The organism is Cellulosimicrobium sp. SL-1, from assembly GCF_011033075.1.
Lineage (GTDB): Bacteria > Actinomycetota > Actinomycetes > Actinomycetales > Cellulomonadaceae > Cellulosimicrobium > Cellulosimicrobium funkei.
In genome coordinates, this window is record NZ_JAACJC010000004.1 from 1 (window position 1) to 22,489 (window position 22,489).

Genomic DNA, 22,489 nt, shown 5'->3' on the forward strand with positions numbered 1-22,489 from the left:
CGCCCCCAACCCACCCCCGCCGCCGCCGCCGACCATGCGGCTGCGGCCCGTCCCACCCAGCCGACGGGCCGCGTCGCCATGCTCGGCCGCGCGCCGGGGGGCGTTCGTGAGGTGAGTTACCTCCACGGCGGTCGAGAAACGTCCGCGGGTCAGGTTAGGCTCGTCTTACCTGGTGGCGGCGGCCGTGGCGGCCGCGCCCTCGGACCGCTTCCTGGAGAACTCCCCATGCCTCACGCTGCCCGCCCTGCGCCGCACCCCGGCTCGTCGCCGCGCCGCCCGACGTCGCCCGCCGGCACGCCGGGTGCCGCACCCCGCCGCGCACGCCGGACCGTGACCGCGCTGGCCGGGGCGGGCGCCGTCGTCCTGCTGGGCCTGGTCGCCGCGTGCTCGCCGCTCCCCTACGAGGCGCCCGCGACGCCGTCGGCCGCGGCGAGCCAGGACGCCGCACCCGTCGAGGCGACCCCGGCCGAGACCCCGGGCACCGAGGCCGCCTGCACGACGCTCGAGGAGTCCCGGGCCGCGGGCGGCGGCTCCGACGTCGACCCCGCGTCGTTCCCCACCGGGCCCACGAGCGCGACGTTCACCGACGACGCGATCCACCCGGTCGCCGAGGCGCCCGCCCCGCAGCTCCCGGTGACGGTCGGGTCGGTCGACGGGCGCCAGGTCGAGATCACGGACGTGAGCCGCATCATCCCCGTCGACCTGTACGGGACGCTCGGCGAGATCGTCTACAGCCTGGGGCTGGGCGCGAACGTCGTGGGCCGCGACCTGCCGACCGGCTTCCCCGAGGCCGCGGACGTCCCCGTCGTCACGGGCGCCGGCCACGCGCTCGACGTCGAGGCGATCCTCGGGCTGGACCCCTCCGTGATCCTCACCGACGCGACGATCCTCACCGACGACGTGCGCGGCCAGCTCGAGAGCTCGGGCATCCCCGTCGTGTACTTCGACGAGGCCCGCACGCTCGACGGGGTCGACGACCGGATCCGCGCGGTCGCGACCGCGCTGGGCGTGCCCGAGCAGGGCGAGGCGCTGGTCGAGCGCACGGACCGGCAGATCTGCGCAGCCCTCGCCACGGTGCCGCAGGACACCGGGACGCCCCGCGTCGCGTTCCTCTACCTGCGCGGGGCGAACATCAAGATGCTGTTCGGGCCCGGCTCCGGCGCCGACGACCTGATCCGCGAGATCGGCGGCGAGGACGCCGGGACCGCCATCGGCCTCACGCAGCAGTACGCGCCGGTCACGAGCGAGGCGATCATCAGCGCCGCGCCCGACGCCTACCTCGTCATGACCGACGGGCTCGAGTCGATGGGCGGCCTCGACGCCATGATGGCGATCCCCGGCCTCGCGCAGACGCCCGCGGGCGAGGCGCGCCGCGTCGTCGACATGGACGGCTCGCGCCTGCTCACGTTCGGCCCCCGCACCGGCTCCACGATCGCGTCGCTCGTCGAGGCCTTCTACGGCGTGCCCGCGCCGGAGCTCCCGGCGTCGTGAGCGCGCCCGCCACCCGCCCCCTCGGCACGCCCGACGGTGCACCCGGTCCCGAGGGCGTCGCCGCGCCCGACGGCGCCCCGCGCCCCGGTGGTCGGCCCGCCCGGGTGGGGCCCGCCGTCGGGCAGCAGCGCCGCCACGCCGCCCGGTGGCTGATGGTCGGGCTGGGCGTGGCGCTCGCGGTGCTCACCGTCGTGTCCGGCATGACGGGGCAGGTGCCCGTGTCGCCCGCGGAGGTGCTCGGCTCGCTCGCGCACCACGTCGGGCTCGACTGGGGACCCATGCCGTCGCACCCACAGGGCGAGAACGCGCTGTGGGTCGTGCGGTTCCCGCGCGTCGTCCTGGCGATCGTCGTCGGCGCGGCGCTCGCGTGCTCGGGCGCCCTCATGCAGGGCGTGTTCGGCAACCCGCTCGCCGAGCCCGGCGTCATCGGGGTGTCCTCGGGCGCGGCCGTGGGCGCGTGCGCGGTCATCGTCACCGCGGGCGCGCTCGTGCCCGGCACGTGGGTCGCCGCGGCGGCGTTCGTCGGCGGGCTCGTGACCACGTTCGTCGTCTACGCGCTCGCGCGCGCGGGTGGTCGCACCGAGGTCGTGACGCTCGTGCTCACCGGCATCGCGGTCAACGCGTTCGCGGGCGGGATGCTCGCGTTCTTCACGTTCGTGGCCGACCCGGCCGCGCGCGAGCAGATCGTCTTCTGGCAGCTCGGGTCGCTCGGCGGCGCGACGTGGCAGTCCGTCGCGGTCGTCCTGCCGATCGCGGTCGTCGGCGTCACCGGCGCGATGCTCGTGCGCCGCAGGATGGACCTGCTCGCGCTCGGCGAGCGCGCCGCGCAGCACCTCGGGGTCGACGTCGAGCGGCTGCGCCAGCTCGTCATCGTCCTCGTCGCGCTGCTCGTCTCCGCCGGGGTCGCGTTCACGGGGATCATCGCGTTCGTCGGGCTCGTCGTGCCGCACCTCGTGCGCATGGTGTGCGGGCCGAGCCACCGCACGCTCGTCCCCGCGTCCGTGCTGGGCGGCGCCGTCGTGCTGCTCGCCGCCGACCTCCTCGCGCGCAGCGCCGTCGCGAACGTCGAGCTGCCGCTCGGCATGATCACGTCGCTCGTCGGCGGGCCGTTCTTCTTCTACCTGCTGCGCCGCACGCGCTCGCGCCAGGGAGGCTGGGCATGAGCGACCTGCGCCACGAGGGCTCGTCGTTCCTCGGCTCCCTGCGCACCGCCGTCACCGGTGCCCGACGGCGGCCCCGCCTCCCGGGGCGTGCCGCGCCCGGCGACGTGGTCACCGCCGCGCAGGGCGTGTCCCTCACCCTCGGCGAGGCGCCGATCCTGCACGACGTGTCGGTCGACGTGCGCGCGGGCGAGGTCCGCGCGCTGCTCGGCCCGAACGGGGCCGGGAAGTCGTCGCTGCTGGGCGTCCTCACCGGCGACCTGCGCCCCGAGGCCGGCGACGTCACCGTGGACGGCCGCCCGCTCGCCGCGTGGACCCCGACCGAGCTCGCCCTGCGCCGGTCGGTCATGCTCCAGCAGGTGTCGCTGAGCTTCCCGTTCACCGCCGGGGACGTCGTACGCATGGGCCGCTCGCCGTGGCGCGGCACCCCGTTCGAGGACGACGACGACGCCGCGGTCGCCGAGGCGCTCGCCGCGACCGACGTCGAGCACCTCGCCGACCGGCACTTCACGTCGCTGTCCGGCGGGGAGAAGGCCCGCGTCGCGCTCGCGCGCGTCCTCGCCCAGCGCACCGCGCTCCTCATGCTCGACGAGCCGACCGCCGCGCTCGACCTCAAGCACCAGGAGCTCGTGCTCCAGCTCGCCCGGGCGCACGCCGCCGCGGGCGGTGCGGTGGTCGTCGTCGTGCACGACCTCTCGCTCGCGGCCGCGTACGCCGACCAGGTCACCGTGCTCGCGGGCGGGCGCGTCGTCGCCGACGGCGGTCCACGCGACGTCCTCACCGCCGAGCTGCTGAGCGGCGTCTACGACTACCCCGTCGAGGTCGTCGACCACCCGGGCGGCGGCGCGCCGATCGTCGTGCCGCGCCGCTGAGGACGACAGGGTGGGGAGCACGACATCCCCCACGCCTCTCCACGATGCGCAACCCGGGGGATCTTCTCTGCGCGGGGTCGAAGACCGTGGAGCACCGCCCGTCGAGAGGGCCCGGCCTAGCGACTCGCCCCGACGCCGCCGGGGAGCACCTCGTAGCGGTCGGGCGCGGCCGTGAACGACCCTCGCCCGCCGGTGATCGAGCGCAGGTCGAGGACGTAGCGGGTCAGCTCGGCCTCGGGCACGAGCGCGTCGATGCGCACGCGGCCGTCGGGCAGGGAGTCGGTCGAGGTGATGTGGCCGCGCCGCGCGGAGAGGTCGCCCATGACGTCGCCCTGCGCGTCGGGCGGGACGGTCACGGTCACCGCGGAGACGGGCTCGAGCACGACCGTCCCGGCCGTGGCGAGCGCCTCGCGCACCCCCACGCCGCCCGCGGTGCGGAACGCCATGTCGGACGAGTCGACGGAGTGCGCCTTGCCGTCGAGGACCTCGACGCGCAGGTCCACGACGGGGTAGCCGTGCGGCCCGCCGCTCTCCATGGCCTCGCGCGCGCCGCGCTCGACCGCGGGCAGGTACTGGCGCGGCACCGACCCGCCGACGACGGAGCTGACGAACGCGAACCCCTCGCCGCGCGGGAGCGGGGAGACGCGCAGCCGCACCACGGCGAACTGCCCGTGCCCGCCGGACTGCTTCTTCACGCGGCCCTCGACCTCGACGGCGCGCGTGATCGTCTCCCGGTAGGCGACCTGGACGGGCTCGGTCGTGACGCGGACACCGAAGGACCGTTCGAGCCGTTCGACGGCGACCGCGAGGTGCGTGTCACCGAGGCCGCCGAGGACCGCCTGGGAGCCCGTGAGGTCGACGTGCAGCGTCGCGTCCTCGGCGCGCAGCCGGGTGAGCGCGGCGGACAGCTTGTCGTCGTCGGACTGCGACACGGGCCGCAGCGCGAGCGCGTACACCGGTGGCCGGGGTGGCAGGTCCCGCGCCGCGACGGGCATCCGGCGGCCCGCGAGGAGCGTGCCGGTCGACGCGGCGGAGAGCTTCGCGACGGCGGCGACGTCGCCCGCGACGACCCGGTCCACGGCCAGGTGCTCGCGTCCGCGCAGCCGGAAGAGCCCGTGGACGCGGTCGTCCGCGCCGGTCGCCGTGCTCACGAGCCGGTCGCCCGTCGCGACGCTCCCGGACAGCACCTTGAACACGGACACCTGCCCGACGAACGGGTCGACGACGGTCCGGAAGACGTGGACGAGCGCGTCGCCCGCGGGGTCGGCCACGACCTCGGACGTCACGGCCTCGCCCGACCCGGCGGCGTCGGGCAGCGCGACGACGGCCGGGCGGTCCGCGGGGGACGGCCCGAGCTCGCACACGAGGTCGAGGACGCGGTCCACCCCGACGCCGGTGACGGCGGACGCGAGCAGCACCGGCACGGCCTCGCCCGTCAGCACCTCGTGCGCGAGCGTGCGCTCCAGGTCGGCCGGGCCCGGCTCGTCGCCCCCGAGGTAGGCCTCGAGCTGGTCGTCGTCGTGCGTGACGATCTCCTCGACGACCTCGTCGTGCAGCGCGTGCTCCTCGTCGCGGACGTCGGCGTGGACCTCCTCGTCGTGGCCCTGCCAGACCCCCTGCGCCCCGCCGCCGTACTCGCGGGCGCGCTCGGTGAGGACGTCGGCCACGCCGTGCAGCGTCTGCTCCTCCCCGAGCGGGAGCTCGAGCGGGACGAACGGCGCGTCGAACGCGGCGCGGAGCGCGGCGAGGACGGTGCGGAAGCTCGCCCGCGCGCGGTCCTCCTGGGAGACGACCACGATGCGGGGGATCCCCGCCTCGTCGCACCGCCGCCAGACCTCCTCCGTGCCCGACTGCACCCCGTCGACGGCGCTCACCACCACGACCGCGAGGTCCGCCACCGCGAGCGCCGCGTCCACGGACCCCGCGAAGTCGGGCGAGCCGGGGGTGTCGAGCAGCGTGACCTGGTAGGTCGTGCCGTCGGGCGCGCGCCAGTCGAGGTGCGCGACGCCGAGGCTCACGGAGATGCCGCGCGCGACCTCCTCGGGCTCGTGGTCGCACACGGTCGTGCCCTCCGCGACGGAGCCCGGGCGCGGGACGGCGCCCGCACGGTGGAGGAACGCCTCGGCGAGCGTGGTCTTGCCCGAGCCGCTGTGCCCGACGAGGGCGACGTTGCGGGTCGTGGCCGGGCCGGTGGACGTCGACGTCGTGGCCATGGCTGCCTCCTGGCGGCGGCGGGGCGCCGTGTCCCGCCGGGGTTCCAGGCTAGTGACGTCGAACGGATCGTGCCCGGGCCGGAGGTCCCGGCCCGGGCACGGGGCTACAGGTGGGCGTCCGCGTAGACGCGCAGGGCGTCGCGCACGAGCGTCGCACCCTCGACGCCGCCGTAGTTCTTCGCGAACCGCTCGTCCGCGACGTACATCTCGCCGAGGCCGACGACGTACTCCTTGACCGGCGCCGCGCCGGCACCCGGGGTGCCGGGGATGCCGCCGAGCCACTCGACGTGGCGGCGTGCGAGCTGTTGCGCCTCGTCGGACGCCGGGTCGACGCCCCGGGCGGCCGCCGCGGCCCAGTCCTCTCCGAGCGCGCGCGTGCGGTCCTGCCAGGCGGCGCGGTCGTCGTCGGACATCCCGCGCCACCAGGTGTCGCTCCGCGCGTACGCGTCCTTCCCCCAGCGGGCCTCGACCTCGTCGCGGTGCTGCGTGTGGTCGAACCCGTCGAACATGTCGTCCGCCATGAGCTCGCCACCTCCTTCCATCGTGGTGATCGTCCGTTCGACCGACGCGATCTGCCGCGCCAGCCGCTGCCGCTCCGCCCGCAGCCACCCGAGGTGGCCGCGCAGCGCCCGCACCTGGGCCTCCCGCCGGGCACTGTCCGACGGCGGCCCGTCACCCTGCCGGGCGGGCGGGCCGTCGAGCGCCTCGCGGATCGCGGGGAGCCCGAGACCGAGGTCGCGCAGGAGCAGGATCCGCTGGAGCCGGACGAGCGCGTCGGCGTCGTAGTGGCGGTAACCGTTCGCCGCGACCCGGCTCGGGGGCAGGAGCCCGACCGCGTCGTAGTGACGCAGCGTCCGGCTCGTCGTCCCGGCCAGGCGCGCGACCTCCTGGATGGACCAGTCGGCCGTGCGGGCGCCCGTCGTGCTCATCTCCCGCTCCTCCCGTGCGTCGGTGTGGTGCTCTCGTGCGGCACCGGGACCACGGTAGAAGTTGACATCACGTCAAGGTCAACTGCTTCGGGCCCCTCGTGTTCTCGATGCTGCTCGCGGGGCCGGTCTCGGGGGCGTCCGCGGTCGCGCTCCCGGAGACGGTCGCGTGCGCCACGTGGTGCCACCCGGCGTCGCGCGACGTCGCGGCGAGGAAGCACGCCCGGACGAACGCCACCTGGAGGAACAGGTCGTAGAGGAGCTCGGGCAGCACGAGCACGGCGAGCAGCCGACCCCGGGGCCCGTTCCGCCACACCGTGACCAGCCGTTCGAGCACGAGGACCCCGCCTACGGCGAGCCACGCCGGGACCACCCGGAACGTGCCCGCGACGACGGTCAGCGCCGTGAGCACGAGGAGGCTCGCGAGCATGAGCGTGCTCAGCACGAGCATCGCCTGCTGCCCGACGTACCGGGCGGTGACCCGCGTGAACCCGTACGCGCGCAGGTTGTCGAGCATCCCCTTGTACCAGCGCACGCGCTGGCGGTGCAGGTCGCGGCACGTCGGCATGAGCTCCGTCGTACAGGACATCCGCACCGGCGACGCGAGCTCGTAGCCGAGCGTGCGCAGCGCGAGGGTGAGCTCGGAGTCCTCGGTGATGGCGCCGACGTCGTACACGTCGCCGCGCCGCCCCGGGAGCCGGTCCCCGCGCGCGGCGGCGACCGCCCGCAGCGCCTCGGTCCGCACGAGCGCGGCCGTGCCCGTGAGGACGGACGTCCGCCCGGTCACGTCGATCTGCACGCCGTACCGCTCGTACTCGTCGGACTGGAGCTGCTCCAGCACCGAGCGCGGCGGTGTGCCGCGGAAGACGCCACCGACCGCGCCGAGCTCCGGGCGCGCGTCGAGCAGGTCGAGGCCGTCCTCGACGAACGTCGGGGCGATGGTCGTGTCCGCGTCGAGCACGAGGACGTTCTCCGCCTCCACCCCGCGCAGCGCCTGGTTCAGCGCCCCGGCCTTGCGGCCGGTGTTGCCGACCGTCTCGACGACGTCGGCGCCCAGGCGGCGCGCGGTCTCGACCGTCGCGTCGGTGCTGCGGTCGGACACGACGACGACCCGGTCGACCGGACGCGTCTGCGCCCGGACCGACGCGAGCGTCGTCGGCAGGGCCGCGGCCTCGTCGTGCGCCGGGACCACGACCACCACCCGTGGGAGCGTCGCCGCGCTCATCGGTGCTCCGCGAGCCGCTTGCGCAGGACGCGCGCCGTCATGACGAGCGCGAGCCCCGCCACGACGAGCGTCCAGGCTCCCACCACGTAGAAGCCCGCGATCGCTCCCGTCGTCGCGAGCACGGTCCCTGCCTGAGTCGTACCGAGCTGGTACACGATCCACCTCCTGTCGTCGTCGGTGGTTCCACCGTCCGTCGCACGGGCCGGTACCCATCCGGGCCCCGGACGCGGTGGAGCACCGCCCCGGACGCCGGGTGAGCACGCGGGGGCTGCGGAGGAGTGCCCGGCCGTCGGGCGGTGGGTACACGACGACGCCCGGCCCCCGCGGCGTGCGGGACCGGGCGTCGGAGGTGGCGCGTCAGGCGGTCGGTGCCGTCCCGCCGTCGGACGGGGCGGAGCCGGGGCCGGGGCCAGGGCCGTCGGACGGTGCCGGCGAGGGCGCCGAGGTCTCCTGCGACGGGGCGGCGCGGCGCCGTCCGAGGACGAACCCGACCGCCCCGCCCACCAGCAGGGCTCCGGCTCCCGCGAGAAGCGCCGCGGCACCCGGCGGGTACGCGCCCGCGGGGACGAACGTCGTCCCGGAGACCGGCGCGTACGCGAACCAGCCGAACGACGTCGGGCGGCTCGCGACCCAGAGCGCGGCGAGCAGCAGTCCCACCCCCAGCACGACGAGCGCCACCAGGACGACGGCGGCGCCGCGCGGACGGACCGGACGGGGCGCGGGCTGCTCGGGGGCGGTCACGTCCGCCATCGTCCCGGGCGGCGGCCCCCGCGGCAACCGACCGCGGCGCTACTCCCCCACGGTCCCGTCGATCGCCTCGCGCAGCAGGTCGGCGTGACCGTTGTGCCGCGCGTACTCCTCGACCAGGTGCACGAGGATCCAGCGCAGCGTCCAGCGCTCGCCCGTGTGCCGGTCGGCGCGAGCGCTCAGCCGGTCGAGCCCGCCGTCCGCGAGCGCCGCGTCGAGCACCGCGTCCGACGCCGCGACCGCGCGGTCGAACAGCATGCGCAGCTCCTCCGGCGAGTCGCCCGCCGCGGAGGTCCAGTCCCAGTCGCGGTCGTCGGCCCAGTCCGCCGTGTCGAACGGGGGCATGAGCTCCTCGCCGCGGAACACCTGCGAGAACCACTGCGACTCGACGAACGCGAGGTGCTTGAGCAGCCCGCCCAGCGTCATCGACGACGGCCGCAGCCGGTGCGCGAGCTCCGCGGCGTCGAGCCCGGCCGTCTTCCAGCGGAGCGTGTCGCGGTGGAAGTCGAGGAAGCCGCGCAGCGTGGTCACCTCGTCGGCGGCGACGGGCGGGTCGGTGCGGTGGTCGGTCACGGCGCCACCCTAGCGACCGCGCCGCTGCGCCCGCTCAGGGCAGGTCGGCCTCCCACGCGAGCCACTTGCGCCGCACCGCCGCCTCGACGTCGACGCCCTGGGAGCGCGCGAGCAGGAGCAGGTGCGCCAGGACGTCGGCGACCTCGTCCGCGAGCGGCGAGGCTCCGCCGTCGGGCCCGGGCGTCCCCGCGCCTCCGCGCGGGCGGGTGCGCCCCGTCGCGGCGAGGAACGCCTGGGTCAGCTCGCCGACCTCCTCGGTGAGCTTGAGCATGAACCAGTCCGGGTCGCGGTCGACGCCGAACTTGCGCGCGTACAGCGCCGACACCGCCTCGACGCGCTCGCCGAGCGCGGGCAGGGTGAGGGGCGCGTCGTCGTCCATCGCGCCAGCGAACCACCTGGCACCTCCGACCGTTCGGCACCCACGGTCCGCGTTCGGCAGCACGAGGTGCCGAACCCCGCACGACCTGCCGAACAGCGGACCTACCGCACGACGAGCGCGACGACGAGCAGCAGCACCGTCGCGACGATCTCCCCGATCCCGACGGCCCGCGGGCTCAGCCGTCGGCCCGGCAGCACCGCCGCCCGGGCGGTCGCGGCCGCGAGGAACGCCGTCGCCCACCACCACGTGGGGTCGTGCACGACGGCGACGACGCCCGCCGCGACGGTGACCGCCGCGTGGTACGCGACCGAGGCGACGACGTACGACCGCACGCCGCGCTCGCGGATCATCGTCTTGACGTAGAGCACCGTGCCGAACAGGTACGCGAGGAGCAGCGCGGCGACCAGCCAGACGACGGCCGGGACGGCGAGCACGGACGCACCCGCGCGCCGGCACGCGGCGTACGCGACCACCGTCATGAGCGACGCCGCGACCGTCAGGGCGCCGCCCGCGGCGACCGACCGCTCGGTGCGCCGCGCCGACGCCCACAGCCCGAGCGCGAGGAACGGCACGAACGCGGGCGCCCAGGCCGCGAGCGCCGGGTCGAGCAGGAGCACGACCGTCCCGAGCACGGCCGCAGCCGCGCCGTACGTGAGCATCGGGCGCCGGTAGCGGGGCCGGCGGCGGGACTTCAGCCACAGCCCGGCCGCGGAGTAGGCGAGGTACCCGACGAGCCAGAGCGCGCCGAGCGCGAGGGTCACCGGACGGAACCCGGCGTCCTGCACGCCGCGCACCGTGCCGACCACGAACGGCAGCAGGAGCATGGGCCACGCGCCGTGCTGGTTCGGCACCCAGCCGGGCGGACGTCGGGCCACCTCCCGAGGCTAGCGCCGCGGCGACCGGCTCCGGCCGCGCGGAGTCCCCCGTGCGCGCGGCCGCACGTCCCGGCCGCGCGGGACCTTCGTCCTGACCTTCGACGGCGGCCCGCGGCGCGCCGTCGTCCGCCGTCACGCGCGGTCGTCGGACTAGATATGGTGGCGCAGCCGTGATTCACACCCCACATGTTGGGGTACGGTCCGTCGCGCAACCCCTGCGCGCCGGCGAGAACCCGGTGGGCAGAGGGGACGAGCGATGACCGCCATCGAGCTCGACCAGGCAGCACCGCACCGCACGACCGCCACGCTGGAGGTCCTCAAGCGCGACGGCCGGCGACGGCCGTTCGACGACGCCCGCATCCGCGCAGCCGTGACGAAGGCGTTCGCGGAGGTGCACGGCGACCTCACGGCGACGCACCGCCGCCGCGTGGCGGAGGTCGTCGACCGGGTCGACGCGGAGATCGCCGCGCGGTTCGACGCGACCGTGAAGATCTACGAGATCCAGGGCGTCGTCGAGCACGTGCTCCTCGAATCGCACGAGTACGACGTCGCACGCGCCTACATCGACTACCGCGTGCAGCGTGACTTCGCGCGCAGCCGGGCGACGGACCTCAACCACTCGATCGTGCGGCTGCTCGACAAGGACTCGACGGTCGTCAACGAGAACGCGAACAAGGACAGCGAGGTCTTCAACACCCAGCGCGACCTCACGGCCGGGACGGTGGGCAAGGCGATCGGGCTCCGGATGCTGCCACCGCACGTCGCGAACGCGCACCAGAAGGGCGACCTGCACTACCACGACCTCGACTACCACCCCTACGCGCCCATGACGAACTGCTGCCTCATCGACTTCCGGTCGATGCTGTCGAGCGGCTTCCGGATCGGGAACGCGCAGGTCGAGCCGCCCCGTTCGATCCAGACCGCGACGGCGCAGATCAGCCAGATCATCGCGAACGTGTCCTCCAGCCAGTACGGCGGGTGCTCGGTCAACCGCATCGACGAGCTCCTCGCCCCGTACGCCGAGCGCAACCTGGAGAAGCACCTCGCGGACGCGCGCCGCTGGATCGCCGACGCCTCTGCGCACGAGGAGTACGCGCGCGAGAAGACGCGCAAGGACATCTACGACGCGATGCAGTCGCTGGAGTACGAGATCAACACCCTGTTCACGTCGAACGGGCAGACGCCGTTCACGTCGGTCGGGTTCGGGCTCGGCACGGGGTGGCTGGAGCGCGAGATCCAGCGCGCGATCCTCCAGATCCGCATCCGCGGCCTCGGCAGCGAGGGCCGCACCGCGATCTTCCCCAAGCTCATCTTCACGCTGCGCCGGGGGCTGAACCTCGACCCCGGCGACCCCAACCACGACCTCAAGCAGCTCGCCGTCGAGTGCGCGACGAAGCGCATGTACCCGGACGTGCTGTCGTACGACAAGATCGTCGAGCTCACGGGGTCGTTCAAGGTCCCGATGGGCTGCCGGTCGTTCCTCCAGGGGTGGCAGGACGAGCACGGCCGGGACGTCTCGGAGGGGCGCATGAACCTGGGCGTCGTGACGCTCAACCTGCCGCGCATCGCGCTCGAGGCCGACGGCGACCTCGACACGTTCTGGCGCCTGCTCGACGAGCGCCTGGAGACCGTGCACGACGCACTGGTCTTCCGCATCGAGCGCTGCAAGGAGGCGACGCCGGGCAACGCGCCGATCCTCTACGTCCACGGGGCGTTCGGGGAGCGCCTCGCTCCCGGCGACGACGTCGACCGGCTCTTCCGCGACGGCCGCGCCACGGTGTCGCTCGGGTACATCGGGCTGTACGAGGTCGCCGCCGCGTTCTTCGGCGGCGCCTGGGAGCACGACCCGCGGGCCAAGGAGCTCACGCTCGACGTGCTGCGGTCCCTGCACGCGCACGCCGCCGGGTGGACGGCGCGGCTCGGCTACCGGATCAGCGTCTACGCGACGCCGAGCGAGAGCCTGACCGACCGGTTCTGCCGCCTCGACCGGGAGCGGTTCGGCGCGGTGCCCGACATCACCGACAAGGACTACTACACGAACAGCTTCCACTACGACGTCCGCAAGAGCCCGACGCCCTTCGAGAAGCTCGACTTCGAGGCCGAGTACGCGCGGTACACGTCGGGCGGGTTCATCCACTACTGCGAGTACCCCGTGCTCCAGCAGAACCCGCGGGCGCTGGAGGCCGTGTGGGACTACGCGTACGACCGCGTGGGCTACCTCGGCACGAACACGCCCATCGACCGCTGCTACGCGTGCGGGTTCACCGGCGACTTCGACCCGACCGCGCGCGGCTTCGCGTGCCCGTCGTGCGGCAACGCCGACCCGCGCACGTGCGACGTCGTGAAGCGCACGTGCGGGTACCTCGGCAACCCGCAGCAGCGCCCCATGGTGCACGGCCGCCACGCGGAGATCTCCGCGCGTGTGAAGCACCTGCCGGACCCGGCGTCGGCGTGACCGTGGCGCGCACCCCCGGCTCCGGCTGGCGCTCGGACCGCGTCAGCCAGGGGTACGTCGCGGACTACAAGCCGTTCGTCATGGTCGACGGCGAGGGCGTGCGCTGCTCGTTGTACGTGAGCGGGTGCCTCTTCGCGTGCGAGGGCTGCTTCAACGAGGCCGCGTGGAGCTTCCGCTACGGGCGCCCGTACGACGACGCCCTGGAGGACCGCGTCCTCGCCGACCTCGCGCACCCCGCCGTGCAGGGCCTGTCCCTGCTCGGCGGGGAGCCGTTCCTCAACACGGGCGTGTGCCTGCGGCTCGTGCGCCGCCTGCGCGCCGAGCACGGCGACCGCCGGGACGTGTGGTGCTGGACGGGCTACACGTTCGAGGAGCTGCGCGCGGGGACCGCGGACCAGCGCGCGCTCCTCGCCGAGGTCGACGTGCTGGTCGACGGTCGGTTCGAGCTCGCGCGCCGCGACCTCACGCTCGCGTTCCGCGGCAGCACCAACCAGCGCGTGCTCGACGCGCGGGCCTCGCTCGCGACGGGGCGCGCCGTCCCGTGGGTGTCGGACCGCGCGACGACGAGCGCCTGACGACGGCAGCCCCGGGGCCGCCGGATCACCGGGACGCGCGGCGCCGAGGAGCGGGGTCCGGCTCGGCAGGACGGCGGATGCTCCCGATCATCTCCCACGTGGCCATCGTCATCCGGAGGGTTCCCCAGAGGAAGAGGACGAACCCGCAGAGGTAGAGGGCGGTGAGCGCGCCGCGCGGGACAGGTGTGGTGACGTCGGGAGCGTCCGGGGCGACGACGACGGCGGTGAGGAAGGAACCCACGGCGGCGGCACTGAAGAAGATCACGCAGGCGATCACCGCGAGCACGAGCCCGGAGACCGCCTTCTTCGCCGGCGTGGTCCACGACATGTCGTCCTCCTGGTGGTCGGTTGCGCTCGACGATCTCATGGACGACCCCCGCCCACCACGACGACCCGTGCGGCGTCCGGCCCGGCGTCGGTCGCCGCCCGTCAGGAGAGCGGACGATCGGGTACGTCTCCCGGACGATCGGGCACCCGCGGGCCGACGTCCGCGAGGAGGCTGGGCACGGCTGCTGCTCGACCGCCCCTCCCCCGCCCCCGCACCACCCGCCCGAGAGGAGACGACCCGTGCCGTCGTCCCGGCCCCACGCCGCCCCGGCCTCGCGCCACGCCGTCGCCGTCCGTCACGTGCACTTCGAGGACCTCGGGGTGCTCGCCCCGCTGCTCGAACGGCGCGGCTACCGGGTCTCGTACGTCGAGGCCCCGAGCGACCCCCTGCCCGTCGGGTCGCTCGACGACGCGGACCTCGTCGTCGTCCTCGGCGGCCCCGTCGGCATCGGCGACGCACCCGGCTACCCGTTCCTCTCCCGCGAGATCGCCGCCGTGCAGGCGCGTCTCGCGACCGGCCGCCCGACGCTCGGCGTCTGCCTCGGCGCGCAGGTCCTCGCCGCGGCGCTCGCCGCCGACGTCGCACCCACCGGGCGCACGGAGATCGGCTACGCACCGCTCGACCTCACCGACGACGGGCAGCGGTCCGTGCTGGCGCCCCTCGCGGGCGTCCCCGTCCTGCACTGGCACGGTGACGCCTTCGCGATACCGCAGGGCGCGAGGCGGCTGGCCGCGACGCCGGGGTTCCCGAATCAGGCCTTCTCCCACGGCCGCTCGACCCTCGGCCTCCAGTTCCACGTCGAGGCCAACCCTGCGCGGATCGAGCAGTGGCTCGTGGGCCACGCCCACGAGCTCGCCGGCGCGGGGATCGACCCGCGAGCGCTCCGCGAGGACGCCCGCCGGCACGGTGCGGCGCTCACGGCGGCGGCCACCGCCGTCCTCACGTCGTGGTTGGACGAGGTGGAGGACGACCGGTGAGGCGTCAGACGGTCTTGCGGGTGCGGCGGATGCCGACCCACAGCCCGACGGCGCACGTCACCGCCGCGGCGACGAAGCCCCACAGCACGTCGGGGTCGGCGAACGACCCGGCGAGCAGCGCGCGCTCCGCGTCGACGATGTAGGTCAGCGGGTTGAAGAGCGCCGCGGTGCGCATCCACGCCGGTCCGGCCTCGAGCGGCAGCATCATGCCGGAGAGGATGAGCAGCGGGAACAGCAGCGACTGCTGCACGCCCCAGAACAGCCACTCGCGGTTCTTCGCGGCGAGGGCGAGCGCGATCGACAGCGCGCCCACCCCGATGCCGAACAGCCCGAGCAGCAGCAGCCCGACGAGCAGGTGCAGCGGGTAGAGCGTGAAGCCGAAGGGGACGCACACGAGCGCGATGAGCAGCCCCTGCACGACGAGCGGTGCGAACTCCTTGAGCGAGCGCCCGACGAGGATCGCGGAGCGGTCGAGCGGCGTCGCGAGCACCCGCTCGTAGGAGCCGGTCATCATCTCGTAGAGCAGGTTCGACCCGCTCATGGACGTGCCGAACAGCGAGATCATGACGATCACGCCCGGGACGAACCACTGCAGCGTCTCGGCCGTCGACCCGCCGCCCCCGGGCGCGCCGCCGCCGAACCCGCCGACCGCGCCCGTGAGGAGCGGGCCGAAGAGGCCGAGGAAGATCAGCGGCTGCAGCAGCGAGAAGATCAGCGTGAACGGGTCGCGCAGCACGAGCAGGATCTCGCGCGTGAAAACGGCCCACGTATCGCCGAGGAACTTCGCGACGCCGGTCCGCATCGCCGTGTCGGCACCGGCGGCCGGTGCCCCGACGCGCGCGCCCGCCAGGTCGGTCCGCGTGCTCATGCGGCCTCCTCTCGCAGGCTGCGGCCGGTGAGGTTGAGGAAGACGTCGTCGAGGCTCGCCTGCTTGAGCTCCGCCGAGCGCACGGCCAGCCCAGCGACGCGCAGCGCCTCGATGGCCTCCGGGAGACGGTCGGCGCCGTGCGTCGTCGAGATGCGGACCGTCACGACGCCGTCCGGGCCGGTCGTGGTCGCGACCTCGCCCGCGTCCTCGGCGAGGGACGCGCGGACGCGGCCGACGACGTCGGGCACCGTTCCCGGCGACGCCTCCCCCGGGGCGCCGCCACCGGGCGCCGGGACCACGGCGAGCGTGATGACGTCGTCCGCGTGGTCGTGCTTGAGGGAGTCCGGGGTGGCGTCGGCGATGATCTCCCCGTGGTCGATGACGACGACGCGCTCCGCCATGCTGTCGGCCTCGTCGAGGTAGTGGGTCGTGAGCACGATCGTCATGCCGTAGCGCTCGCGCATCGCCGCGATGTGCTCCCAGAGGTTCGCGCGGGCGTGGGGGTCGAGGCCCGTGGTCGGCTCGTCGAGGAAGAGCAGCGGCGGGTGGTTCATCAGCCCCAGCGCGACGTCGAGGCGACGGCGCTGGCCGCCGGACAGCGACTGGACGGTCCGCTTCTCGAGCCCGCCGAGGTCGAGGGCGTCGAGGAGCTCGGCGGCGCGCCGCGTGTACTCGGTGGGCGCCAGCCCGTAGAAGCGGCCCTGGTTGTGGAGCTCGTCGAGCACGCGGTAGGAGAACCCGCCGCCGTTGCCCTGGCCGATGAAGCCGATGCGCGAGCGGACCCGCGCCGGGTCGCGCGCGACGTCGTACCCGGCGACCTCCGCGGTCCCGGCGGTCGGTGCGAGGAGGCTCGTCAGCATCCTCAAGGTCGTGGACTTGCCGGCCCCGTTCGGGCCGAGGAAGGCGACGAGCTCGCCCTCCCGGACGTCGACGTCGATGCCCTTGACGGCCTCGACGGTCTCTTTCTTGCGGTGGAAGGTCTTGGTCAGGCCGCGGGCTCGGATCACCGGAGCCACCCTCTCGTACGCCGTACTGAAATGGAGCGACCACGCTAGCATACGGTGTACGGGAAAAGGCAAGCCTTCAGCGCGCGACGGCGCCGGAGGCGAGATCCCGCGGGAAGTCGGGGAGGATACGGACGTGACGACCGACCCGACCGACGCCCGCGCGGCCGACCGTGCGCCGTCGGCCACCGCGCCGACCCCGCCCGCGACCCCGGACCCCGAGGACCCCGAGGGTTCCGAGCGTCCGCGCGGCGTCGCGGCCGCCGCGGACGCCGGGGTCGCCTCCGCGGTGCAGGCGGCCGAGCACGCGCGCGCCCAGTTCACCGAGATCGTCCGCACCCCCGAGATCACGCGCCGCCTCGCGCTCCTGTGGGACCCGCCCGCCCCGGCGACGCGCGGCCGCAAGCCGCGCCTCACGCTCGACGACGTCGTGCGGGCGGGGATCGCCGTCGCGCAGGAGGGCGGGCTCGACGCGCTGTCCATGCGCCGCGTCGCGACCGAGCTCGGCGTCGGGGCGATGTCGCTCTACACCTACGTGCCCGGCCGCACCGAGCTCGTCGACCTCATGATCGACCGCGCGTACGCCGAGCTCGACCTGCCCGCTGCGGGAGCCCCGTGGCGTCCCGCGCTCGCGCAGTACGCGCACGAGCTGTGGAACCTCTACCTGCGCCACCCGTGGATCCTCCAGACCAACATGTGGCGCGCCCCGCTCGCGCCGCACGTGCTCGACGCCCAGGAGGCCGGGCTGCGGACCATCGTCGACACCGGTCTCTCCGAGCTCCAGGTCGTCGACACGCTCGGCCTCGTCGACAACTACGTCCAGGGCCTCGCGCGCGCCACGATCGCCGAGCGGACCGAGCGCGACGCGACCGGCGTGGGCAACGACGAGTACTGGACGACCCTCGGCAGCTTCTGGGAGGACTGGTTCGACGTCGAGCGCTACCCCGTCATGACGCGCGTCTACGTCGCGGGCGGCTTCGACGCGCCGCAGGGGCCCTTCGACGCGAGCCTCGACCGCCTGCTCGACGCCGTCGAGCTGGCCATCGACAGCGCGAGCGCCGACCGGTCCGACGACCCCGCCGCCGCGCCGGAGGACCCCGACCCCGCAGGCTAGGGAGGTCGTGCCGAAGGTCCCGCGCCACGACGTCCGTCCCGGCTGACGTGCGGGCGCCACCCCTGGCAGGATCGACCCATGGATCCCCGCGCCGGCATGCCCGCCCAGCCCAGCGACCTCATCGACGTCGACGCCGTGGTCGGCGCCTACTACGACCTCGCGCCCGACGTCGACGACCCGGCCCAGAAGGTCGTGTTCGGCACGTCGGGCCACCGGGGGTCGAGCCTGGACCACGCGTTCAACGAGGCGCACATCATCGCGATCACGGCCGCGATCGTCGAGTACCGGCGCTTGCAGGGCACCGACGGGCCGCTGTTCATCGGGCGCGACACGCACGCGCTGTCGCTCCCGGCGTGGCAGACCGCGCTCGAGGTCCTCGTCGCCGCGGGCGTCCAGACGTACGTCGACGCGCGCGACTCGTTCACCCCGACCCCCGCCGTCTCGCAGTCGATCCTCCTGCACAACGAGGCGACGACGGTCGACGGCGTCCGCACCACCGGCCCCGGCCTCGCCGACGGGATCGTCGTCACGCCCTCGCACAACCCCCCGCGCGACGGCGGCTTCAAGTACAACCCGCCGCACGGCGGCCCCGCCGGGTCCGAGGCGACCGGCTGGATCGCGGACCGCGCGAACGAGATCCTGCGCACCGGCGTCGGCAGCGTGCCGCGCGTGCCGCTGACCCAGGCGCTCACGTCCGAGCACGTGCACAAGCACGACTTTCTCACCACGTACGTCGACGACCTGGCGAACGTCCTCGACCTCGACGTGATCCGCGACTCCGGCGTGCGGATCGGCGCCGACCCGCTGGGCGGCGCGTCGGTCGAGTACTGGGGCGAGATCGGCGAGCGGTACGGGCTCGACCTCACGGTCGTCAACCCGCAGGTCGACCCCCGCTGGGCGTTCATGACGCTCGACTGGGACGGCAAGATCCGCATGGACTGCTCCTCGCCGTACGCGATGGCGTCCCTCGTCGCGGGCATGACCGGGGAGTCCGGGAACGCCGAGGGTGGCGCACCGTTCGACGTCGCCACCGGGAACGACGCCGACTCCGACCGCCACGGGATCGTCACGCCCGACGCCGGGCTCATGAACCCCAACCACTACCTGGCCGTCGCGATCCAGTACCTCTACGGCGGCGCGCGCGAGGGCTGGCGCGACGACGCCGCGATCGGCAAGACGCTCGTGTCGTCCGCGCTCATCGACCGCGTCGCGGGCGGGCTCGGCCGTCGGCTCGTCGAGGTCCCCGTCGGGTTCAAGTGGTTCGTGCCCGGCCTGCTCGACGGCTCGGTCGGGTTCGGCGGCGAGGAGTCCGCGGGGGCGTCGTTCCTCCGCAAGGACGGCCGCGTCTGGTCCACGGACAAGGACGGCCTGCTCCTCGCGCTGCTCGCGTCGGAGATCATCGCGACGACGGGCCGCACGCCGTCCGAGCACCACCGCGACCTCGTCGAGCGCTACGGCGAGTCCTGGTACGCGCGCGTCGACGCGCCGGCGACCCTCGAGGAGAAGGCGACGCTCGGCAAGCTCTCGCCCGAGCAGGTCACCGCGACCGAGCTCGCGGGCGAGCCGATCACTGCGAAGCTCACGAACGCCCCCGGCAACGACGCCCCGATCGGCGGGCTCAAGGTGACGACCGAGAACGCGTGGTTCGCGGCCCGGCCGTCGGGCACGGAGAACGTCTACAAGATCTACGCCGAGTCGTTCGTCTCCGCGGAGCACCTGTCCCAGGTCCAGGCCGAGGCGAAGGACGTCGTCTCCGCGGCCCTCGGGAGCTGACGACCCCGCCGAGGTAGAGGCGTGGTCACGACCACGCCTCTACCTCGCGAAACCGGGGCTCTACCTCGCGGGACCACGCCTCTACCTCGCGGGACCGGGGATCTCCCTCGCGAGAGGGGCTACGTCGTCCGACGGCGCTCGCGGGCGTCCCACGTGTCCGTCGCGACGCGCTGGGCGTCGCGGAGCGCGCGGGCCGGGTCGACGCCCTTGGGGCAGACCTGCGTGCACGCACCGATCTGGATGCACGGCCAGGCGCCGAGCTCGGTGTCGAGGACGTCGGCGCGGTCGAGCTCGCCCGCGTCGCGCGAGTCCTCGTCCCAGCGGCGCGCCGTCGCGACGACGGCCGGGCCGAGGAAGTCGGGCGCGACGTCGAGCTGCGGGCACGCCGCGTAGCAGAGCATGCAGTCGATGCACTCGGCGAAACCCTTGAACGCGGCGAGCTCGCCCGGCGTCTGCCGGTGGCCCGACGCCGGCCCGACCGCCCGCAGCACGTCGCCGCCGTCCGGCGTCCGCGAGCCGTCGACGTCCTCGCCCACCTCGACCCCGGCGCCGGCCCCGGTCCTGGCCCCGGCCCCCGCCCCGACCCCGGCCGAGGGCGGGTCGACGAGCGGGAGGCGCGTGGCGCCGTCGGGCACGAGCCAGGGCTGCACGGTGGCGAGCTTGCCGAGGAACGTGTCGGTGTCCACGACGAGGTCGCGGAGCACCTCGGCGTGCGCGAGCGGCTCGACGACGAGGCCGGACGTGCGGTAGCCGCGCACGAACGTCTCGCACCCGAGCACCGGGCGTCCGTTGACCATGACGCCGCAGCTCCCGCAGACCGCCATCTTGCACGACCACCGGAACGTCAGCGTGGGGTCGGCGTGGTCCTTGACCCACTGGAGCGCGTCGAGCACGGACGTGCGGTCGTCGTAGGGCACGTCGAACACGTCCCGCCCGCCGGCGCTCGCGCCGTCGGGCGACGTGCGCGCGACCTCCAGCCGCACCGTCTGCTCGCTCACGCGCCCTCTCCCTCCTTCGCCGAGAACGACGTTGTCGTCGTCTCCGGGCCCTTCCCGGCAGCAACCCCGTGCTCGGCGGGGGTCCCGGCACCCACCGGGACGTGCGCCACCTCGATGGTGCCGCCCGCGCCGAGGCGGACCTCGGAGTGGCGCGCCACCGCGTCCGGCGCCGGGAAGTCCAGCCGCTGGTGGGCGCCGCGCGACTCCTCCCGCGCGAGCGCGGCGGCGACGGTCGCGTGCGCGACGAGCAGCGTCGCGCCGAGCTCGACGGTCGTCGCCCAGTCGGTGTTGAGCACGGCGCTCGTGTCGGCGACGCGCACGTCGTCGTACCGGGCCCGCAGGTCCTCGACGGCCCCGAGCGCCCGCCGCAGGCCGTCGGCGTCGCGGTAGATCCCGGCGTCGGCGTCGAGGACGCGCCCGAGCTCGGCCCGGATCGCGGCGGGCGGCTCGGTCCCCCGGCCGCGCATCGCGAGGTAGCCGTCGGCGATCTCGGCGGCCCGGTCCACGACCGCGGGACCCGTCGGGAGGGCCGAGGGCCCGCCGTCGGCCCTGGGCGGACCGACCTCCCGCGACCACGCGAGCGCCGCCTCGCCCGCCGCGCGCCCGACGACGAGCGTCTCGACGAGCGAGTTGGACCCGAGCCGGTTGGCGCCGTGCAGGCCGGTGGAGGCGCACTCCCCCGCGGCGAACAGCCCGGCGACGCCGGTCGTGCCGCGCGCGTCGGTGCGGATGCCGCCCATCGTGTAGTGCGCCGTCGGGCGGACGGGGACGGGCTCGTCCGCCGGGTCGACGCCCGCGAACTGCTTGGCGAGGCCGGTCACGAGCGGCAGCCGCTCGGCGAGCCGCTCCTTGCCGAGGTGCCGCAGGTCGAGCAGGACGACGCCGCCGTCGGGCGTGGGGATCGTGCGGCCGTCGCGGTCGGCGTGCCAGAACGCCTGCGACAGGCGGTCGCGCGGCCCGAGCTCCATGGTGCGCGGCACGGGCGCCCCGACGGGCGACTCGGGGCCGAGGCCGTAGTCGGCGAGGTAGCGGCGGCCGTCGGCGTCGAGCAGCACCCCGCCCTCGCCGCGCGCGGCCTCGGTGAGGAGGATGCCGCTGCCCGGGAGGCCGGTCGGGTGGAACTGGAGGAACTCCAGGTCGCGCAGCGGCACGCCCGCCCGCAGCGCCATCGCGGTGCCGTCGCCCGTGCAGATGCCCGCGTTCGTGCTGGTCCCCCACGCGCGCGCCGAGCCACCCGTGGCGAGGACCACGGCGGGGGCCTCCAGGAGCAGCGGCTCGCCGCGGTGCTGGTCGTGCACGACGACGCCGCGCACCCGGGCGTCCGGGCCGCCCGGGTCCTCGACCACGAGGTCGAGCACGTGGTGCTCGTCGTACCGGCGGACGGGACCGTCGGCGCCGGAGTGCCGCAGCGACGTCTGGAACAGGGTGTGCAGGAGGTGGAAGCCGGTCTTGTCGGCGGCGAACCAGGTGCGCGCGCGGCTCATGCCGCCGAACCGGCGGACGGCCACGTCGCCGGCGTCGGTGCGCGACCACGGCAGCCCCCACCGCTCGAGCCGGTAGAGCTCGCCGGCCGCGCGCTCCACGACGAACCGGACGGCGTCGTCCTCGCACAGCCCCGCGCCGCCCGCGAGCGTGTCGGCGACGTGCTGCTCGAGCGAGTCGTCGTCCCCCACGACGCCCGCCGCGCCGCCCTCGGCGGCGACCGTGTGCGAGCGCATCGGGTACACCTTCGACACGAGCGCGACCACGGGGGCGCGACCGACGTCGCGGGCCGCTGCCTCGGCGACGGCGAGCGCCGCGCTCAGCCCGGCGGCGCCGCCCCCGACCACGACCACGTCGGCGCGCTCGACGCGCAGCGCGGTCACCGGCGTCCTCGGGGCGTGCGGGAGAGGCCGGCCGGTCCGGGGCGTGCAGGGCGGAGCGGGGGGAGAGCGTG

General features: G+C 74.9%; 21 protein-coding genes. 8 read left to right on the forward strand and 13 right to left on the reverse strand.

Translation table 11 applies throughout. The annotated features are described in order from the left end of the window. Positions 1–225 precede the first annotated feature (225 nt). The 3 genes from GWJ10_RS06700 (at position 226) to GWJ10_RS06710 (ending at position 3,523) form a co-directional block, all read left to right on the forward strand. Positions 226–1,491: an ABC transporter substrate-binding protein gene (locus tag GWJ10_RS06700; protein WP_206158361.1), complete on the forward strand. Its 1,266-nt coding sequence runs from the start codon at positions 226–228 to the stop codon at positions 1,489–1,491. A gap of 152 nt (positions 1,492–1,643) precedes the next feature. Beyond that, complete coding sequence (locus tag GWJ10_RS06705; protein WP_061269396.1) at positions 1,644–2,654, forward strand: iron ABC transporter permease; 1,011 nt, start codon at positions 1,644–1,646, stop codon at positions 2,652–2,654. Continuing rightward, positions 2,651–3,523, forward strand: a complete 873-nt coding sequence (locus GWJ10_RS06710) for a heme ABC transporter ATP-binding protein (protein WP_163186380.1) — start codon at positions 2,651–2,653, stop codon at positions 3,521–3,523. Before GWJ10_RS06705 ends, GWJ10_RS06710 begins: the two co-directional genes overlap by 4 nt. Positions 3,524–3,639: 116 nt before the next feature. Here GWJ10_RS06710 and GWJ10_RS06715 read toward each other — a convergent pair whose 3' ends face one another. From GWJ10_RS06715 to GWJ10_RS06750, 8 genes are all read right to left on the reverse strand, one after another. Next, the gene (locus GWJ10_RS06715; RefSeq protein WP_163186383.1) at positions 3,640–5,736 is read right to left on the reverse strand and encodes an elongation factor G; all 2,097 of its coding nucleotides are present in this window, start codon (positions 5,734–5,736) and stop codon (positions 3,640–3,642) included. Positions 5,737–5,840: 104 nt separating this feature from the next. Beyond that, positions 5,841–6,665 (reverse strand): MerR family transcriptional regulator, encoded by an 825-nt coding sequence (locus GWJ10_RS06720; RefSeq protein ID WP_163186386.1) that lies wholly within the window; start codon positions 6,663–6,665, stop codon positions 5,841–5,843. A gap of 67 nt (positions 6,666–6,732) precedes the next feature. After that, positions 6,733–7,887 (reverse strand): glycosyltransferase family 2 protein, encoded by a 1,155-nt coding sequence (locus tag GWJ10_RS06725; protein ID WP_163186389.1) that lies wholly within the window; start codon positions 7,885–7,887, stop codon positions 6,733–6,735. Beyond that, complete coding sequence (locus GWJ10_RS06730) at positions 7,884–8,042, reverse strand: hypothetical protein (RefSeq protein WP_009861736.1); 159 nt, start codon at positions 8,040–8,042, stop codon at positions 7,884–7,886. Before GWJ10_RS06730 ends, GWJ10_RS06725 begins: the two co-directional genes overlap by 4 nt. Before the next feature lie 202 nt (positions 8,043–8,244). After that, complete coding sequence (locus GWJ10_RS06735) at positions 8,245–8,628, reverse strand: hypothetical protein (protein ID WP_163186392.1); 384 nt, start codon at positions 8,626–8,628, stop codon at positions 8,245–8,247. Positions 8,629–8,676: 48 nt separating this feature from the next. Beyond that, positions 8,677–9,207, reverse strand: coding sequence for a DinB family protein (locus tag GWJ10_RS06740; protein ID WP_043652923.1), 531 nt, complete (start codon positions 9,205–9,207; stop codon positions 8,677–8,679). 34 nt (positions 9,208–9,241) lie between these two features. Further along, positions 9,242–9,586 (reverse strand): MazG nucleotide pyrophosphohydrolase domain-containing protein, encoded by a 345-nt coding sequence (locus GWJ10_RS06745; RefSeq protein WP_034655042.1) that lies wholly within the window; start codon positions 9,584–9,586, stop codon positions 9,242–9,244. 101 nt (positions 9,587–9,687) lie between these two features. After that, complete coding sequence (locus tag GWJ10_RS06750) at positions 9,688–10,461, reverse strand: YwiC-like family protein (RefSeq protein WP_163186395.1); 774 nt, start codon at positions 10,459–10,461, stop codon at positions 9,688–9,690. Positions 10,462–10,717: 256 nt separating this feature from the next. On the opposite strand from GWJ10_RS06750, the gene nrdD reads away from it, so the two are divergent. Together nrdD and nrdG are read left to right on the forward strand one after the other, a co-directional pair. Continuing rightward, the gene (gene nrdD, locus GWJ10_RS06755) at positions 10,718–12,916 is read left to right on the forward strand and encodes an anaerobic ribonucleoside-triphosphate reductase (protein ID WP_163186398.1); all 2,199 of its coding nucleotides are present in this window, start codon (positions 10,718–10,720) and stop codon (positions 12,914–12,916) included. A 2-nt stretch (positions 12,917–12,918) separates the two neighbouring features. Continuing rightward, the gene (nrdG, locus tag GWJ10_RS06760) at positions 12,919–13,491 is read left to right on the forward strand and encodes an anaerobic ribonucleoside-triphosphate reductase activating protein (protein WP_163186401.1); all 573 of its coding nucleotides are present in this window, start codon (positions 12,919–12,921) and stop codon (positions 13,489–13,491) included. Positions 13,492–13,516: 25 nt separating this feature from the next. Here the strand turns inward: nrdG and GWJ10_RS06765 are convergent, their stop codons facing one another. Beyond that, entirely contained in the window at positions 13,517–13,819 is a 303-nt protein-coding gene (locus GWJ10_RS06765) for a hypothetical protein (protein WP_163186403.1), read from the reverse strand. A 239-nt stretch (positions 13,820–14,058) separates the two neighbouring features. On the opposite strand from GWJ10_RS06765, the gene GWJ10_RS06770 reads away from it, so the two are divergent. Next, complete coding sequence (locus GWJ10_RS06770; protein ID WP_163186405.1) at positions 14,059–14,796, forward strand: glutamine amidotransferase; 738 nt, start codon at positions 14,059–14,061, stop codon at positions 14,794–14,796. Between the two features lie 4 nt (positions 14,797–14,800). On the opposite strand, the gene GWJ10_RS06775 is transcribed toward GWJ10_RS06770, so the two are convergent. Together GWJ10_RS06775 and GWJ10_RS06780 are read right to left on the reverse strand one after the other, a co-directional pair. Next, positions 14,801–15,598 (reverse strand): ABC transporter permease, encoded by a 798-nt coding sequence (locus tag GWJ10_RS06775; RefSeq protein ID WP_061266993.1) that lies wholly within the window; start codon positions 15,596–15,598, stop codon positions 14,801–14,803. A gap of 62 nt (positions 15,599–15,660) precedes the next feature. Beyond that, positions 15,661–16,671 carry an ATP-binding cassette domain-containing protein gene (locus GWJ10_RS06780; protein ID WP_241005699.1) on the reverse strand — a complete coding sequence of 337 codons (1,011 nt, stop codon included), beginning with the start codon at positions 16,669–16,671 and terminating at the stop codon, positions 15,661–15,663. Positions 16,672–16,804: 133 nt separating this feature from the next. Between GWJ10_RS06780 and GWJ10_RS06785 the strand changes: the two genes are divergently transcribed. Then, on the forward strand, positions 16,805–17,782 hold the full coding sequence (locus GWJ10_RS06785) for a TetR/AcrR family transcriptional regulator (RefSeq protein ID WP_163186409.1): 978 nt from the start codon (positions 16,805–16,807) through the stop codon (positions 17,780–17,782). Positions 17,783–17,860: 78 nt separating this feature from the next. Beyond that, on the forward strand, positions 17,861–19,555 hold the full coding sequence (gene pgm / locus GWJ10_RS06790; RefSeq protein ID WP_163186411.1) for a phosphoglucomutase (alpha-D-glucose-1,6-bisphosphate-dependent): 1,695 nt from the start codon (positions 17,861–17,863) through the stop codon (positions 19,553–19,555). 119 nt (positions 19,556–19,674) lie between these two features. Here pgm and GWJ10_RS06795 read toward each other — a convergent pair whose 3' ends face one another. Together GWJ10_RS06795 and GWJ10_RS06800 are read right to left on the reverse strand one after the other, a co-directional pair. Continuing rightward, a complete protein-coding gene (locus GWJ10_RS06795) occupies positions 19,675–20,553 on the reverse strand; it encodes a 2Fe-2S iron-sulfur cluster-binding protein (protein WP_163186413.1) in 879 nt (292 codons plus the stop codon). Continuing rightward, on the reverse strand, positions 20,550–22,418 hold the full coding sequence (locus GWJ10_RS06800; RefSeq protein WP_206158362.1) for an FAD-binding protein: 1,869 nt from the start codon (positions 22,416–22,418) through the stop codon (positions 20,550–20,552). The genes GWJ10_RS06795 and GWJ10_RS06800 overlap by 4 nt, the downstream gene beginning before the upstream one ends. Between the last annotated feature and the right edge of the window lie 71 nt (positions 22,419–22,489).